The organism is Pseudomonas sp. TJI-51 (genome assembly GCF_000190455.2).
Taxonomy (GTDB): domain Bacteria; phylum Pseudomonadota; class Gammaproteobacteria; order Pseudomonadales; family Pseudomonadaceae; genus Aquipseudomonas; species Aquipseudomonas juntendi.
The window spans coordinates 1-14,525 of record NZ_AEWE02000067.1 but is presented as its reverse complement, the minus strand read 5'-3'; the positions used below and the strand labels follow the sequence as shown (position 1 = coordinate 14,525).

Below are 14,525 nucleotides of genomic sequence, written 5' to 3'. Positions count from 1 at the left end.
CGCCCACGCCGTCAGCTTGCAGGTCGGCAGATGTGGTTTAGGCTCATTGCTACGCTTGATGTCCAACCCACACCCGATAGCGGAGTAGTGCAAGCATGGCATACCAGAAAATCAAGGTTCCGACCGACGGCGCCAAGATCACCGTCAATGCAGACCATTCGCTCAACGTGCCCGACCAGCCGATCATTCCCTACATCGAAGGCGACGGGATCGGCGTTGACGTCTCACCGGTGATGATCAAGGTGGTCGATGCCGCTGTGCAGAAAGCCTATGGCGGCAAGCGCAAGATCGCCTGGATGGAGGTGTACGCCGGCGAAAAGGCCACCCAGGTCTACGACCAGGACACCTGGCTGCCGCAGGAAACCCTCGACGCCGTGCGTGACTATGTGGTGTCGATCAAGGGCCCGCTGACCACCCCGGTGGGTGGCGGCATCCGTTCGCTGAACGTGGCTTTGCGCCAGCAGCTGGACCTGTATGTGTGCCTGCGCCCTGTGCTGTGGTTCCAGGGCGTGCCAAGCCCGGTGAAAAAACCGGGGGATGTCGACATGGTGATCTTCCGGGAGAACTCCGAAGACATCTATGCCGGCATCGAATGGAAGGCCGGTTCGCCGGAAGCAGACAAGGTGATCAAGTTCCTCAAGGAGGAAATGGGCGTTACCAAGATCCGTTTCGACCAGGACTGCGGCATTGGTATCAAGCCGGTTTCCCGCGAAGGGACCAAGCGTCTGGTACGCAAAGCCCTGCAATATGTGGTGGATAACGACCGCGAGTCGCTGACGCTGGTGCACAAGGGCAACATCATGAAGTTCACCGAAGGTGCCTTCAAGGACTGGGGCTACGAAGTGGCGCGTGACGAGTTCGGTGCCGAGTTGCTCGACGGCGGGCCGTGGATGAAGTTCAACAACCCCAAGACCGGCCGCGAAGTGATCGTCAAGGACGCCATTGCCGACGCCATGCTCCAGCAGATCCTGCTACGCCCGGCCGACTACGATGTTATCGCCACGCTCAACCTCAACGGCGACTATTTGTCTGACGCCCTGGCGGCGGAGGTGGGCGGCATCGGTATCGCCCCGGGGGCCAACCTGTCCGACACCGTGGCCATGTTCGAGGCTACCCACGGCACGGCGCCCAAGTATGCCGGGCAGGACAAGGTCAACCCGGGTTCGGTGATTCTTTCGGCAGAAATGATGCTGCGCCACATGGGCTGGACCGAGGCCGCCGACCTGATCATCAAAGGCACCAATGGCGCGATTGCGGCCAAGACCGTGACTTACGACTTCGAGCGCCTGATGGACGGTGCCACGCTGGTGGGAAGTTCGGGCTTCGGCGATGCCATGATCAAACATATGTAAGCGAATGTGAAACGGCCGCTTCTGGTAAAGAAGCGGCCTTTCTTTTCGTTTACCCGCTGGCAGGGCAGTCGGTCAGGCGTCGGCCGTGCTGCCCGCGGGCTGTGCACTGGCCGGCGCGGGCGCAGCCGTGGATGCACTGCTGATGTTGACGGCGTGTAGACCTTTCGGGCCTTGGATGACATCGAAGGTCACGGCTTGGCCGGCCTTGAGCGTCTTGTACCCGTCCATCTGGATGGCTGAATAATGAGCGAACAAGTCGTCGTTCTTGCCCTCTTCATTGACGAATCCATAGCCCTTGGCATTGTTGAACCACTTGACTTTACCGCTTGCCATCCCTATGTCCCTCTGCAAAGGACTCCATCACTGGAGTATCATCCACTTCATCCGCATACGAACCTTGCGAAAAAATCTGGTTGACTGCGCGGATCTTTATCGACCACGGTGGGTTCCTATTGGTTGTAACACCGTTTTGCCGATAGTCAAGGTCATGCAGCGGCTGCACCAATGGCCGTTCGCAGGGTCAACCCACAACCTTAACCTGTCGATGTGATGAAATTCTTTCCATGCATGCACACAGCCAGATTCGACTAACATTCAATCAGGATCGTCCTCAATCGAATGAGGACGATGGCTCCGGTCTGGCGGTTCAGGAAGCCAAGCCGATCCTGCAGGCGCCACCGATGTACAAGGTGGTTTTGTTCAACGATGACTACACACCGATGGATTTCGTCGTCGAAGTGCTCGAGACGTTCTTCAGTCTGAACCGCGAGCTGGCGACCAAGATCATGCTGACCGTCCATACCGAGGGGCGGGCAGTGTGCGGATTGTTTACCCGTGACATCGCCGAAACGAAGGCTATGCAGGTCAACCAATACGCCAGGGAAAGCCAGCATCCGCTACTCTGTGAAATCGAGAAGGACGGTTAATCGCCGACCACTTGGGTATGAGGTGAAGCTATGTTAAACCGCGAGCTCGAAGTCACCCTCAATCTTGCCTTCAAGGAGGCCCGTTCGAAGCGTCATGAATTCATGACCGTCGAACATCTGCTGCTGGCACTCCTGGACAATGAGGCTGCCGCGACCGTTCTGCGCGCCTGTGGCGCCAATCTCGACAAGCTCAAGCACGACCTGCAAGAGTTCATCGATTCGACCACGCCGCTGATTCCTGTCAACGATGAAGACAGGGAAACCCAGCCAACCCTGGGCTTCCAGCGTGTGCTGCAACGCGCCGTGTTCCACGTACAAAGCTCTGGCAAGCGTGAAGTGACCGGCGCCAACGTACTGGTGGCGATCTTCAGCGAACAGGAAAGCCAGGCCGTGTTCCTGCTCAAGCAGCAGAGCGTGGCCCGCATCGATGTGGTCAACTACATCGCCCATGGCATCTCCAAGGTGCCGGGGCATGGCTCGCAATCCGAGAGCGACCAGGACATGCAGGACGAAGAGGGTGGTGAAACCTCTTCTTCCAGCAACCCGCTGGACGCCTATGCCAGCAACCTCAACGAGCTGGCGCGTGCTGGCCGCATCGACCCGCTGGTTGGCCGCGAGCAGGAAGTGGAGCGCGTTGCGCAGATCCTTGCCCGCCGCCGCAAGAACAACCCGCTGCTGGTGGGTGAGGCCGGGGTGGGCAAAACGGCGATTGCCGAAGGGCTGGCCAAGCGTATTGTCGATGGCCAGGTGCCTGACCTGCTGGCACAGAGCGTGGTGTACTCGCTCGACCTGGGCGCGCTGCTGGCCGGTACCAAGTACCGCGGCGACTTCGAGAAGCGCTTCAAGGCGCTGCTTGGCGAGCTGCGCAAGCGCCCGCAGGCCATTCTGTTCATCGATGAGATCCACACCATCATCGGTGCCGGTGCGGCGTCGGGTGGGGTAATGGATGCGTCCAACCTGCTCAAGCCGCTGTTGTCTTCGGGTGAAATCCGCTGCATCGGCTCCACGACCTTCCAGGAATTCCGTGGCATCTTCGAGAAGGACCGTGCCTTGGCGCGGCGCTTCCAGAAGGTAGACGTCAGCGAACCCTCGGTTGAAGACACCGTGGGCATCCTGCGTGGCCTGAAAGGGCGGTTCGAAAGCCACCACAATATCGAGTACAGCGACGAAGCCCTGCGCGCCGCCGCCGAGCTGGCCTCGCGCTACATCAATGACCGGCACATGCCGGACAAGGCCATCGACGTGATCGACGAGGCTGGCGCCTACCAGCGCCTGCAGCCGGAAGCCAGCCGCGTCAAGCGCATCGACGTGCCGCAGGTGGAGGATATCGTCGCCAAGATTGCGCGAATTCCGCCGAAGCATGTCAGCAGCTCCGACAAGGAACTGCTGCGTAACCTGGAGCGCGACCTGAAGCTGACCGTTTTCGGTCAGGACCAGGCCATCGATTCGCTGTCCACGGCCATCAAGCTGTCGCGTGCTGGCCTCAAGGCACCTGACAAGCCAGTGGGTTCGTTCCTGTTTGCCGGCCCTACCGGCGTCGGCAAGACCGAAGCGGCCCGGCAATTGGCCAAGGCGCTGGGTGTGGAGCTGGTGCGCTTCGATATGTCCGAGTACATGGAGCGCCACACGGTTTCGCGGTTGATCGGTGCACCGCCCGGCTATGTCGGGTTCGACCAGGGTGGTCTGCTGACCGAGGCGATTACCAAGCAGCCGCACTGCGTGTTGCTGCTCGACGAAATCGAGAAGGCGCACCCGGAAGTCTTCAACCTGCTGCTGCAGGTGATGGACCACGGTACCCTTACCGACAACAACGGGCGCAAGGCCGACTTCCGTAACGTGATCCTGATCATGACCACCAACGCCGGCGCGGAAACCGCGTCGCGGGCCTCGATCGGCTTCACCCATCAGGACCATGCGTCCGATGCGATGGAAGTGATCCGCAAGAGCTTTACGCCAGAGTTCCGCAACCGCCTGGATACCATCATCCAGTTTGGCCGCCTGAGCACCGAAACCATCAAGAGCATCGTCGACAAGTTCCTTATCGAACTGCAGGCGCAGCTTGAAGACAAGCGCGTGCTGCTTGAGGTCAGCGACGAGGCCCGCGGCTGGCTGGCGGCCTCGGGGTATGACGCGCAGATGGGCGCGCGGCCGATGGCGCGGTTGATTCAGGACAAGATCAAGCGGCCGCTGGCCGAGGAGATCCTGTTTGGTGAGCTGGCCGAGCATGGCGGTGTGGTGCACGTCGACTTGCGCGATGGCGAGTTGGTGTTCGACTTCGAGACCACGGCTGAAGTAGCGTGATACATGGGGCTGCAACGCAGCCCCTTACAAACTTGAAGGCATGAAAAAGCCCGGCACTTGGCCGGGCTTTTTCATGGCTGGAGCTTAGCGCGCACGGTAGGTGATGCGGCCCTTGCTCAGGTCATAAGGCGTCAGCTCGACGCGAACCTTGTCGCCAGTGAGAATACGGATGTAGTTTTTGCGCATCTTTCCGGAGATGTGCGCGGTTACGACGTGCCCGTTTTCCAACTCCACGCGGAACATGGTGTTGGGCAGGGTGTCGACGACAGTACCTTCCATTTCGAAGCTGTCTTCTTTCGACATGCAGTTGAGCCCTCGGTGTCCAGTGTTGGCCCGACGCATATCCGCACCGGGCAAAAAAAGTGGCGTGGATTATGCCGGAAAACTGTGTGTCAAGCCAATGCTTTCAGTTGAGGGTGACCCAGCGCTGGTTTATCAACAATTCGATGGGTCGATACTGTGTCTTGTAGTTCATCTTCTTGCAGTTCTTGATCCAGTAGCCCAGGTACACCGCCTCCAGATCCTTGCGCAGGGCTTCGCCGATTTGCCAGAGAATGGCGAAACGGCCCAGGCTGCGGCGCTCTTCGTCGGGCTCGTAGAAGGTGTAGACCGCTGACAGGCCATTGGGCAGCACGTCGCACACGGCCACTGCCATCAGCCGGCCGGCCAGGCGAAATTCGTAGAACCAGCAGAAGGGCAGGTCCCGCACCAGGAAGGTGGAAAACTGGTCGCGGCTGGGTGGGTACATGTCACCGTCGGCATGGCGGGTTTCGATATAACGCCGGTACAGCTCGAAGTACTCTTCCTTGAACGCCGGCCGCGCTGCGCTCACGCTGAGGTCGGCATTGCGCTTGAGAATGCGCCGCTGCTGGCGGTTGGGAATGAAGCGGGCCGCGGGAATGCGCGCCGGTACGCAGGCGTTGCAGTTCTGGCAGTGGGGGCGATACAAGTGGTCGCCACTGCGGCGAAAACCCATGTCCGACAAGTCGGCATAGACGTTTACGTCCATCGGCTGGCTGGGGTCGAGGAACAGCGTGGTTGCCTGCTCGTCGGGCAGGTAACTGCAGGAGTGGGGTTGAGTGGCATAGAACTTCAACCGCGCCAACTCTGTCATGATCAACCCCTCGGTGAGACTTTGTTCTAAGTGTAAGCCAGCCAGGGAAAACCGCCTAGGCAACCACCCAGGTCGCGCTGTTGGGCTGGTCGAGGTGGCGGGCCAGGTAGCGGGCGAACTCGGCGCGGCTGATGGCATGGGCGCCGAGGCTGTGCAGGTGGTTGGTAGGCATCTGGCAATCGATCAGTACGAAGCCGGCCTGGCGCAGGTGCTCGACCAGGGTCACGAAACCGACCTTGGAGGCGTTGTCGGCGCGGCTGAACATCGATTCGCCGAAGAACAACTGGCCCATGGCCAGGCCGTACAGGCCGCCGACCAGTTCGCCGTGCTGGCGTACTTCGACCGAGTGGGCAATGCCGCGACGGTGCAGTTCGCAGTAGGCGTTGCGCATGGTATCGGTGATCCAGGTGCCGTCGGCGTAATCGCGGGGGGCGGCGCAGGCGTCGATCACCGCCGGGAAGTCGCTGTCGAAACTGACCTGATAGCGCCCCTGGCGCATCAGCTTGGCCAGCGAGCGCGATACGTGAAGCTGGTCGGGCAGCAACACCGTGCGCGGGTCGGGTGACCACCACAGGATCGGCTGGCCGTCCTGGTACCAGGGGAAGCAGCCATGGCGGTAGGCCTGCACCANNCAGCCTGGGCGGTGGCCCTCCCCCAGCCGTTCGGGGCTCAGGTCGCCGCCGGCGGCGAGCAGGCCGTTGGGTTCGTGCAGGGCCTTTTCCAGGGGCGGGAAGGTCAGCGAGTCGCGGGTCAGCCAGGTGAGCATGGTCTATCGTGCGGTGGGGGAGGGGAGCGGGCAGCATGGCGTGCGCGCCCGGCAGGGTCAATGGCTGAGCGCCGGCAGCGGCGGCCAGGGCCGGCACGGCCGCGGAATTCGGGCAATTTCCTGCACATTGATGAAACCACAGGCACCATCCGCTACATTTGCTGTCATACCTGTGCAAAAACACAGCATAAGCCTTTGTCACGAAAGAAAATGCGTGCTCAAATTGCAGGCATGTGAAAGTCGCCCCCGCTTGAGCGCCTTATGGCGCGCCGTCATGGCAGTGGGCGGGCAGTAATGTTAAAAGTAGTGGTTCATTGGCCGCACTGCCGGCCGAGCACTATTGGACGCGCAACACGCGCAGGAATAGACGTGTTTTGAAGAAATCCACCGCAACCCCAGCTCCCTTGCCCGTGCCCCTGTGGCGGCAGCAGCTGCATTATCGCCTCAAGGAAGGTGCGTTGATCGCCGTTGGCGCTCTGTGCCTGTACCTGTGGATGGCGCTGCTGACCTACGACACCTCGGATCCGGGCTTCAGCCACACCGCCACCGTCGACCAGGTGCAGAACGCCGCCGGGCGTGCCGGTGCCTACTTTGCCGACATACTGTTCATGGTGTTGGGTTACTTCGCCTATATCTTCCCGCTGCTGCTGGCGGTGAAAACCTGGCAGATCTTCCGCCAGCGCCATCAGCCCTGGGACTGGAGCGGCTGGCTGTTTTCCTGGCGGCTGATCGGTCTGGTGTTCCTGGTGCTGTCGGGGGCCGCGCTGGCGCACATCCACTTCCATTCGCCTGCGAGCTTGCCGTTTTCTGCCGGCGGCGCCCTGGGCGAGAGCCTTGGCGACCTGGCGCGCAACCTGCTGAACGTGCAGGGCAGTACGCTGATGTTCATCGCCCTGTTCCTGTTCGGCCTGACCGTGTTCACCGACCTGTCGTGGTTCAAGGTGATGGACCTGACGGGCAAGATCACCCTCGACCTGTTTGAACTGGTGCAGGGCGCCGCCAATCGCTGGTGGGAAGCCCGCAACGAACGCAAGCGCCTTGAAGCGCAGTTGCGTGAGGATGAGCCTGTAGTGAAGGCCGCGCCAACGGTCGCCGAGAAACGCGAACCCGCCAAACCGGCGCTGCGTGAGCGCATCTTCAAGCGTGAAGAGGCGCCGGCAGCGGTGGTCGAGCCCCGCGAGCCGACCCTCGGGCGCGAGCCCGTTGCCCCGGTGCGCGAACCGGCCCTGGCCCGCGAGCCGGTGGTGCCGCCCCGCGAGCCAAGCCTTGCCCGTGTGCCGTCGTCCACGCCAACCATCGTGCCCCCGGCCGCAGACAAGGCGCCAGAGCCAAGCAAGCGGGTGATGAAAGAGAAGCAGACGCCGCTGTTCATCGACAGCGCCGTGGAGGGCACGCTGCCGTCGATATCCATCCTCGACCCGGCAGAACAGAAGAAGATCGAGTACTCGCCAGAATCCCTGGCCGGTGTCGGTCAGCTGCTGGAAATCAAGCTCAAGGAGTTCGGCGTTGAGGTCTCGGTGGACTCCATCCACCCAGGCCCGGTGATCACCCGTTACGAAATCCAGCCTGCCGCTGGCGTCAAGGTCAGCCGTATCGCCAACCTGGCCAAGGACCTGGCACGGTCGCTGGCGGTGACCAGCGTGCGTGTGGTCGAGGTCATCCCCGGCAAGACCACCGTGGGTATCGAGATCCCCAACGAAAACCGCCAGATGGTGCGTTTCTCCGAAGTGCTGGCCACGCCGCAGTACGACGAGCAGAAGTCCCCTGTCACCCTGGCCCTGGGCCACGACATTGGCGGCAAGCCGGTCATTACCGACCTGGCCAAGATGCCCCACCTGTTGGTGGCCGGTACCACGGGTTCCGGTAAGTCGGTGGGGGTCAACGCGATGATCCTGTCGATCCTGTTCAAGTCCAGCCCGGAAGACGCGCGGCTGATCATGATCGACCCGAAAATGCTCGAGCTGTCGATCTACGAAGGCATTCCGCACCTGTTGTGCCCGGTGGTCACCGACATGAAGGACGCCGCCAACGCCCTGCGCTGGAGCGTGGCCGAGATGGAGCGCCGCTACAAACTGATGGCGGCCATGGGGGTGCGTAACCTGGCCGGCTTCAACCGCAAGATCAAGGACGCCCAGGAAGCCGGGGAAATCATCCACGACCCGCTGTACCGCCGCGAAAGCATGGACGACGAGCCGCCGGCGCTGAAAACCCTGCCGACCATCGTGGTGGTGGTCGATGAATTCGCCGACATGATGATGATTGTCGGCAAGAAGGTCGAAGAACTGATCGCCCGTATCGCGCAGAAAGCGCGTGCGGCGGGCATTCACCTTATCCTCGCCACCCAGCGCCCGTCGGTGGACGTGATCACCGGTCTGATCAAGGCCAACATCCCGACCCGCATGGCCTTCCAGGTGTCGAGCAAGATCGACTCGCGGACCATCATCGACCAGGGCGGTGCCGAACAGCTGCTGGGCCACGGTGACATGCTGTACATGCCGCCGGGCACCAGCCTGCCGATCCGGGTGCATGGCGCGTTCGTTTCCGACGACGAGGTGCACCGCACGGTCGAGGCGTGGAAGCTGCGCGGCGCCCCAGACTACAACGACGACATTCTCAATGGCGTGGAAGAAGCCGGCAGCGGCTTCGACGGCGGCGGCGGTGGAGGTGATGGTGACGATGCCGAAACCGATGCGCTGTATGATGAAGCGGTGCAGTTCGTGCTCGAGAGCCGTCGTGCTTCCATTTCTGCTGTGCAGCGCAAGCTGAAGATTGGCTACAACCGTGCCGCCCGCATGATCGAGTCGATGGAAATGGCCGGCGTCGTTACCCCGATGAACAGCAACGGCTCGCGGGAAGTAATTGCCCCAGGCGGCCCGCGCGACTGATGAACACCCTGCCGGGCGCCAGTGTTGGTGCCCGGCCTTTTCAATGCTCAATGAGGATTCCCATGCGCGCGATTCGCATGCTGTTGGTTTCTGCCCTGACCCTGGGCTCGGTTACCGCTTATGCCGGTGAGCAGGATGTACAACGCCTGACCCAGTTGCTGGAAAAGTCACAGACCATCGAGGCCAATTTCTCCCAGCTGACCTTGGGCGCCGATGGCACCAGCCTGCAGGAAACCTCGGGCAAGATGACCGTCAAGCGTCCGGGCCTGTTCTACTGGCATACCGACGCACCGCAGGAGCAAGTGGTGGTGTCGGACGGCAAGAACGTCACCCTGTGGGACCCGGACCTGGAACAGGCCACCATCAAGAAGCTCGATGTGCGCCTGAACCAGACCCCGGCGCTGCTGCTGTCGGGTGATGTGTCGAAAATCAGCCAGAGCTTCGACATCACCTCGAAGGAGCAGGGCGAAGTGATGGACTTCACCCTCAAGCCGAAAACCAAGGACACCTTGTTCGACTCGCTGCGCGTGTCGTTCCGCAAGGGCCTGATCAATGACATGCAGCTGATCGACAGCGTCGGCCAGCGCACGAACATCCTGTTCAATGGCGTCAAGGCCAACCAGGCGGTGCCGGACAGCAGGTTCAAGTTCGACATTCCCAAAGGCGCGGACGTGATCAAGGAGTAACCAGAGCTCGCCATGGACCTGTTTCGAAGCGAACCTGTCGCCCAGCCCCTGGCGGCCCGCCTGCGCCCGTCCAACCTGGACGAGTACGTAGGCCAGGAGCACCTGCTGGCGCGCGGCAAACCGCTGCGCGAGGCATTGGAGCAAGGCGCGCTGCACTCGATGATCTTCTGGGGCCCGCCAGGGGTAGGCAAGACCACCCTGGCGCGGCTGCTGGCGCAGTTCTGTGATGCCCATTTCGAAACCGTGTCGGCGGTACTGGCCGGGGTCAAGGAAATTCGCCAGGCGGTGGAGGTTGCCAAGCAGCAGGCAGGGCAATACGGCCGCCGCACCATTCTGTTCGTCGACGAGGTGCACCGCTTCAACAAGTCGCAGCAGGATGCCTTCTTGCCCTACGTGGAAGACGGCACCCTGCTGTTCATTGGCGCCACCACCGAAAACCCCTCGTTCGAGCTTAACAACGCACTGTTGTCGCGGGCGCGGGTGTACGTGCTCAAGAGCCTGGACGAGGCGGCGTTGCGCAAGCTGGTCGACCGTGCCCTCACCGAGGATCGTGGCCTGGGCAAGCGCAACCTGCGGGTGGGCGACGATGCCTTCAAGATGCTGATGGCCGCCGCAGACGGCGATGGCCGGCGCATGCTCAATTTTCTCGAAAATGCCTCGGACCTGGCCGAAGACGGCAGTGAAATCGACGTCGAGATGCTGCAGAGCCTGTTGGGCGACAGCCGTCGCCGTTTCGACAAGGGCGGCGAAGCCTTCTACGACCAGATTTCCGCGCTGCACAAATCGGTACGCGGCTCCAACCCGGACGGCGCCCTGTACTGGTTCGCGCGCATGCTCGACGGCGGCTGCGACCCGCTGTACATCGCCCGCCGTGTGGTGCGCATGGCCAGCGAAGACATTGGCAACGCCGACCCGCGGGCGCTCGGCTTGTGCCTGGCCGCCTGGGATGTACAAGAGCGCCTGGGCAGCCCCGAAGGCGAGCTGGCGGTGGCCCAGGCCATCACCTACCTGGCCTGTGCGCCGAAGAGCAACGCGGTGTACATGGGCTTCAAGACCGCCCTGCGCGAAGCCGCCGAGCATGGCTCGCTGGAAGTGCCACTGCACTTGCGCAATGCGCCCACCAAGCTCATGAAGCAACTGGGTTATGGCGACGAGTACCGCTACGCCCATGACGAGCCCGACGCCTATGCGGCCGGTGAGGACTACTTCCCCGATGCACTCGAGCCGCGCCAGTACTACCAGCCGGTGCCGCGCGGCCTGGAACTGAAAATCGGCGAGAAGCTGCGCCACCTGGCCGACCTGGACCGCAACAGCCCCCGTCAGCGGAGAAAACCATGATTGCCTTGATCGCTGCCGTGAGTGCCGGGGGCGTGGCCGGTACGTTGCTGCGCTTCGCCACCGCCAATTGGGTCACCGCCCACTGGCCACGGCACTTCTATGCCGGTACGCTGGCGGTCAACCTGGTTGGCTGCCTGCTGATCGGCCTGCTCTACGGCTTGTTCCTGCACAAGCCACTGGCGCCGGTTGAGTTGCGCGCCGGCTTGATCGTCGGCTTCCTTGGTGGCCTAACAACTTTTTCCTCTTTTTCGCTCGATACCGTGCGCCTGATGGAAAGCGGGCAAGTGCCGCTGGCCTTGGGCTATACCAGTATCAGCGTAGTGGGCGGGCTGCTCGCGACCTGGGCCGGCCTGTCCCTGACCCGTTTCTGAACCAACACCTACCTATAACGAGAGAACGATATGCTCGATTCCAAACTGTTACGCGGCCAACTTCAGGAAGTGGCGGATCGCCTGGCCTCCCGTGGCTTCAGCCTGGATGTCGCGCGCATCGAATCACTGGAAGAACGCCGCAAGGCGGTGCAGACCCGTACCGAGCAACTGCAGGCCGAGCGTAACGCCCGTTCCAAGTCCATCGGCCAGGCCAAAGCCAAAGGCGAGGACATCGCCCCACTGATGGCCGATGTCGAGCGCATGGCCAATGAGCTGGCGGCCGGCAAGGCCGAGCTGGACGAGATCCAGGCCGAGCTGGACGGCATCCTGCTGACCATCCCCAACTTGCCGGATGCCAGCGTACCGGTCGGTGCCAGCGAAGACGACAACGTTGAAGTGCGCCGTTGGGGCACCCCGCAAACCTTCGATTTCGATATCAAGGACCACGTTGCCCTGGGTGAACTCAGCGGTGGCCTGGACTTCGAAGCCGCCGCCAAGCTGTCCGGCGCACGCTTTGCCGTGCTGCGCGGGCCGATTGCCCGCCTGCACCGCGCCCTGGCGCAGTTCATGATCAACCTGCACACCGGCGAGCACGGTTACGAGGAACACTACACCCCGTACCTGGTGCAGGCCCCAGCGCTGCAGGGCACTGGCCAGTTGCCGAAGTTCGAAGAAGACCTGTTCAAGATTACCCGCGAAGGCGAGGCTGACTTCTACCTGATCCCGACTGCCGAGGTGTCGCTGACCAACCTGGTGGCAGGCGCGATTCTGGATGCCAAGCAACTGCCGCTGAAGCTGGTTGCCCACACCCCGTGCTTCCGCAGTGAAGCGGGCGCTTCTGGCCGGGATACCCGCGGCATGATCCGCCAGCACCAGTTCGACAAGGTCGAGATGGTGCAGGTGGTGGAGCCGGCGAAGTCGATGGAAGCCCTGGAAGGGCTGACGGCCAACGCCGAGCGCGTGCTGCAGCTCCTGGAGCTGCCGTACCGCGTGCTGGCCCTGTGCACCGGCGACATGGGTTTCGGCGCGGTGAAAACCTATGACCTGGAAGTGTGGGTGCCGAGCCAGGACAAGTACCGTGAAATCAGCTCGTGCTCCAACTGCGGCGACTTCCAGGCGCGCCGCATGCAGGCCCGCTGGCGCAACCCGGAAACCGGCAAGCCGGAACTGGTACACACCCTCAACGGGTCCGGCCTGGCGGTTGGCCGTACCTTGGTTGCGGTGCTGGAAAACTACCAGCAGGCCGACGGCTCGATCCGCGTACCAGAGGTGCTGAAGCCTTACATGGGCGGCGTCGAGGTCATCCGCTAAATGGATTATCTGCCGCTGTTCCACAAGCTGCAGGGCGGCCGTGTTCTGGTCGTCGGCGGCGGTGAGATCGCCTTGCGCAAAGCGCGCTTGCTGGCGGATGCCGGGAGTGTGCTGCGCGTGGTGGCGCCGGACGTCGACGGCCAGTTGGCTGCGTTGGCCCGGGAAGGTGGCGGTGAGGTGCTGGTGCGTGGCTACCAGGCCGCCGACCTGGTCGGGTGCCGGCTGGTGATCGCCGCCACTGACGACCCTGGGCTGAACGCGCAGGTGTCGGCTGATGCGCAGGCCGTCAGCCTGCCAGTCAACGTGGTGGACGCGCCGGCCTTGTGCACGGTGATCTTCCCGGCGATTGTCGACCGTTCACCGTTGGTGATTGCGGTGTCCAGTGGCGGGGACGCTCCGGTGCTGGCGCGTCTGATTCGCGCCAAGCTGGAAGCCTGGATCCCGGCTGCCTACGGTGAGCTGGCCGGGCTGGCGGCGCGGTTCCGGCACAAGGTCAAGTCCTTGTATCCGGATGTGAACCAGCGCCGTGGCTTCTGGGAGACCGTGTTCCAGGGCCCGATCGCCGAGCGCCAGCTGGCCGGGCAGGGCGCCGAAGCCGAACGCCTGTTGCAGGCGATGGTGGAGGGCGCACCGGTGCAGCAGGGGGGCGAGGTGTACCTGGTTGGTGCGGGCCCAGGCGACCCGGACCTGCTCACCTTTCGCGCCTTGCGCCTCATGCAGCAGGCCGACGTGGTGCTGTATGACCGCCTGGTGGCCCCGGCGATCATCGATATGTGCCGGCGTGATGCCGAGCGTATCTACGTTGGCAAGCGCCGCGCTGACCACGCCGTACCGCAGGACCAGATCAACCGCCTGTTGGTTGACCTGGCCCAGCAAGGCAAACGCGTGCTGCGCCTGAAGGGCGGCGACCCGTTCATCTTTGGGCGCGGTGGCGAAGAGATCGAAGAGCTGGCCGAGCATGGCATCCCCTTCCAGGTGGTTCCGGGTATTACGGCGGCCAGTGGCTGTTCCGCCTATGGCGGCATTCCATTGACCCATCGCGACCATGCCCAGTCGGTGCGCTTCGTGACCGGGCACCTCAAGGATGGCACCAGCAACCTGCCATGGAACGACCTGGTAGCGCCGTCGCAGACCCTGGTGTTCTACATGGGTTTGGTGGGCTTGCCTACGATCTGCGCAGAGCTGATTCGCCATGGGCGTGCGGCCAGTACCCCGGCGGCCCTGGTGCAGCAGGGCACTACGCGTAACCAGCGGGTGTTCACCGGTACCTTGGCGGATTTGCCGGAGCTGGTGGCCCAGCATGAAGTGCATGCGCCGACCCTGGTGATTGTTGGGGAAGTGGTGCAGTTGCGCGACAAGCTGGCCTGGTTTGAAGGTTCGCAGAACAGCTGAACCCGCCGAGGCCGCTTTGCGGCCCATCGCGACACAAGGCCGCTCCTACACCAAGGCACTGCGCTGAACTGCGCCCCTGACGT

Annotated in this window: 13 protein-coding genes; 9 read left to right on the top strand and 4 right to left on the bottom strand. The window is 62.6% G+C overall.

Annotation, left to right across the window (positions count from 1 at the left end):
• Positions 1-95: 95 nt before the first annotated feature.
• Positions 96-1,352 carry an NADP-dependent isocitrate dehydrogenase gene (gene icd / locus G1E_RS15445; RefSeq protein ID WP_009683118.1) on the top strand — a complete coding sequence of 419 codons (1,257 nt, stop codon included), beginning with the start codon at positions 96-98 and terminating at the stop codon, positions 1,350-1,352.
• A 72-nt stretch (positions 1,353-1,424) separates the two neighbouring features.
• Here icd and cspD read toward each other — a convergent pair whose 3' ends face one another.
• Positions 1,425-1,685, bottom strand: a complete 261-nt coding sequence (gene cspD, locus G1E_RS15440) for a cold shock domain-containing protein CspD (RefSeq protein ID WP_009683117.1) — start codon at positions 1,683-1,685, stop codon at positions 1,425-1,427.
• A gap of 230 nt (positions 1,686-1,915) precedes the next feature.
• Here cspD and clpS point away from each other — a divergent pair, with 230 nt between their 5' ends.
• Both clpS and clpA read left to right on the top strand, forming a co-directional pair.
• Entirely contained in the window at positions 1,916-2,278 is a 363-nt protein-coding gene (gene clpS, locus G1E_RS15435) for an ATP-dependent Clp protease adapter ClpS (protein WP_009683116.1), read from the top strand.
• Positions 2,279-2,308: 30 nt separating this feature from the next.
• Positions 2,309-4,579 carry an ATP-dependent Clp protease ATP-binding subunit ClpA gene (gene clpA, locus G1E_RS15430; RefSeq protein WP_029887829.1) on the top strand — a complete coding sequence of 757 codons (2,271 nt, stop codon included), beginning with the start codon at positions 2,309-2,311 and terminating at the stop codon, positions 4,577-4,579.
• A gap of 84 nt (positions 4,580-4,663) precedes the next feature.
• Here the strand turns inward: clpA and infA are convergent, their stop codons facing one another.
• The 3 genes from infA to aat form a co-directional block, all read right to left on the bottom strand.
• Positions 4,664-4,882: a translation initiation factor IF-1 gene (infA, locus tag G1E_RS15425; protein ID WP_002553999.1), complete on the bottom strand. Its 219-nt coding sequence runs from the start codon at positions 4,880-4,882 to the stop codon at positions 4,664-4,666.
• Between the two features lie 103 nt (positions 4,883-4,985).
• Entirely contained in the window at positions 4,986-5,693 is a 708-nt protein-coding gene (locus tag G1E_RS15420; protein WP_009683113.1) for an arginyltransferase, read from the bottom strand.
• A gap of 55 nt (positions 5,694-5,748) precedes the next feature.
• The gene (gene aat / locus G1E_RS15415; RefSeq protein ID WP_047149920.1) at positions 5,749-6,459 is read right to left on the bottom strand and encodes a leucyl/phenylalanyl-tRNA--protein transferase; all 711 of its coding nucleotides are present in this window, start codon (positions 6,457-6,459) and stop codon (positions 5,749-5,751) included.
• A gap of 323 nt (positions 6,460-6,782) precedes the next feature.
• Here aat and G1E_RS15410 point away from each other — a divergent pair, with 323 nt between their 5' ends.
• The 6 genes from G1E_RS15410 to cysG all read left to right on the top strand — a co-directional run bounded on the left by G1E_RS15410 (position 6,783) and on the right by cysG (position 14,442).
• A complete protein-coding gene (locus tag G1E_RS15410) occupies positions 6,783-9,344 on the top strand; it encodes a DNA translocase FtsK 4TM domain-containing protein (RefSeq protein WP_370593809.1) in 2,562 nt (853 codons plus the stop codon).
• Between the two features lie 62 nt (positions 9,345-9,406).
• The gene (gene lolA / locus G1E_RS15405; RefSeq protein ID WP_009683108.1) at positions 9,407-10,030 is read left to right on the top strand and encodes an outer membrane lipoprotein chaperone LolA; all 624 of its coding nucleotides are present in this window, start codon (positions 9,407-9,409) and stop codon (positions 10,028-10,030) included.
• A gap of 12 nt (positions 10,031-10,042) precedes the next feature.
• Positions 10,043-11,368: a replication-associated recombination protein A gene (locus G1E_RS15400; protein ID WP_009683107.1), complete on the top strand. Its 1,326-nt coding sequence runs from the start codon at positions 10,043-10,045 to the stop codon at positions 11,366-11,368.
• Positions 11,365-11,739, top strand: coding sequence for a fluoride efflux transporter CrcB (gene crcB, locus G1E_RS15395; RefSeq protein ID WP_009683106.1), 375 nt, complete (start codon positions 11,365-11,367; stop codon positions 11,737-11,739). The genes G1E_RS15400 and crcB overlap by 4 nt, the downstream gene beginning before the upstream one ends.
• A gap of 30 nt (positions 11,740-11,769) precedes the next feature.
• On the top strand, positions 11,770-13,050 hold the full coding sequence (gene serS, locus G1E_RS15390; RefSeq protein ID WP_009683105.1) for a serine--tRNA ligase: 1,281 nt from the start codon (positions 11,770-11,772) through the stop codon (positions 13,048-13,050).
• On the top strand, positions 13,051-14,442 hold the full coding sequence (cysG, locus tag G1E_RS15385) for a siroheme synthase CysG (RefSeq protein WP_009683104.1): 1,392 nt from the start codon (positions 13,051-13,053) through the stop codon (positions 14,440-14,442).
• Positions 14,443-14,525: the final 83 nt, after the last annotated feature.

Bases quoted from the DNA above. Each gene is read 5' to 3' on its own strand.
- cysG (WP_009683104.1), top strand. From the start codon at position 13,051: ATGGATTATCTGCCGCTGTTCCACAAGCTGCAGGGCGGCCGTGTTCTG.
- G1E_RS15420 (WP_009683113.1), bottom strand. From the start codon at position 5,693: ATGACAGAGTTGGCGCGGTTGAAGTTCTATGCCACTCAACCCCACTCC.
- clpA (WP_029887829.1), top strand. From the start codon at position 2,309: ATGTTAAACCGCGAGCTCGAAGTCACCCTCAATCTTGCCTTCAAGGAG.
- lolA (WP_009683108.1), top strand. From the start codon at position 9,407: ATGCGCGCGATTCGCATGCTGTTGGTTTCTGCCCTGACCCTGGGCTCG.
- infA (WP_002553999.1), bottom strand. From the start codon at position 4,882: ATGTCGAAAGAAGACAGCTTCGAAATGGAAGGTACTGTCGTCGACACC.
- cspD (WP_009683117.1), bottom strand. From the start codon at position 1,685: ATGGCAAGCGGTAAAGTCAAGTGGTTCAACAATGCCAAGGGCTATGGA.
- serS (WP_009683105.1), top strand. From the start codon at position 11,770: ATGCTCGATTCCAAACTGTTACGCGGCCAACTTCAGGAAGTGGCGGAT.
- crcB (WP_009683106.1), top strand. From the start codon at position 11,365: ATGATTGCCTTGATCGCTGCCGTGAGTGCCGGGGGCGTGGCCGGTACG.
- G1E_RS15400 (WP_009683107.1), top strand. From the start codon at position 10,043: ATGGACCTGTTTCGAAGCGAACCTGTCGCCCAGCCCCTGGCGGCCCGC.
- clpS (WP_009683116.1), top strand. From the start codon at position 1,916: ATGCATGCACACAGCCAGATTCGACTAACATTCAATCAGGATCGTCCT.
- icd (WP_009683118.1), top strand. From the start codon at position 96: ATGGCATACCAGAAAATCAAGGTTCCGACCGACGGCGCCAAGATCACC.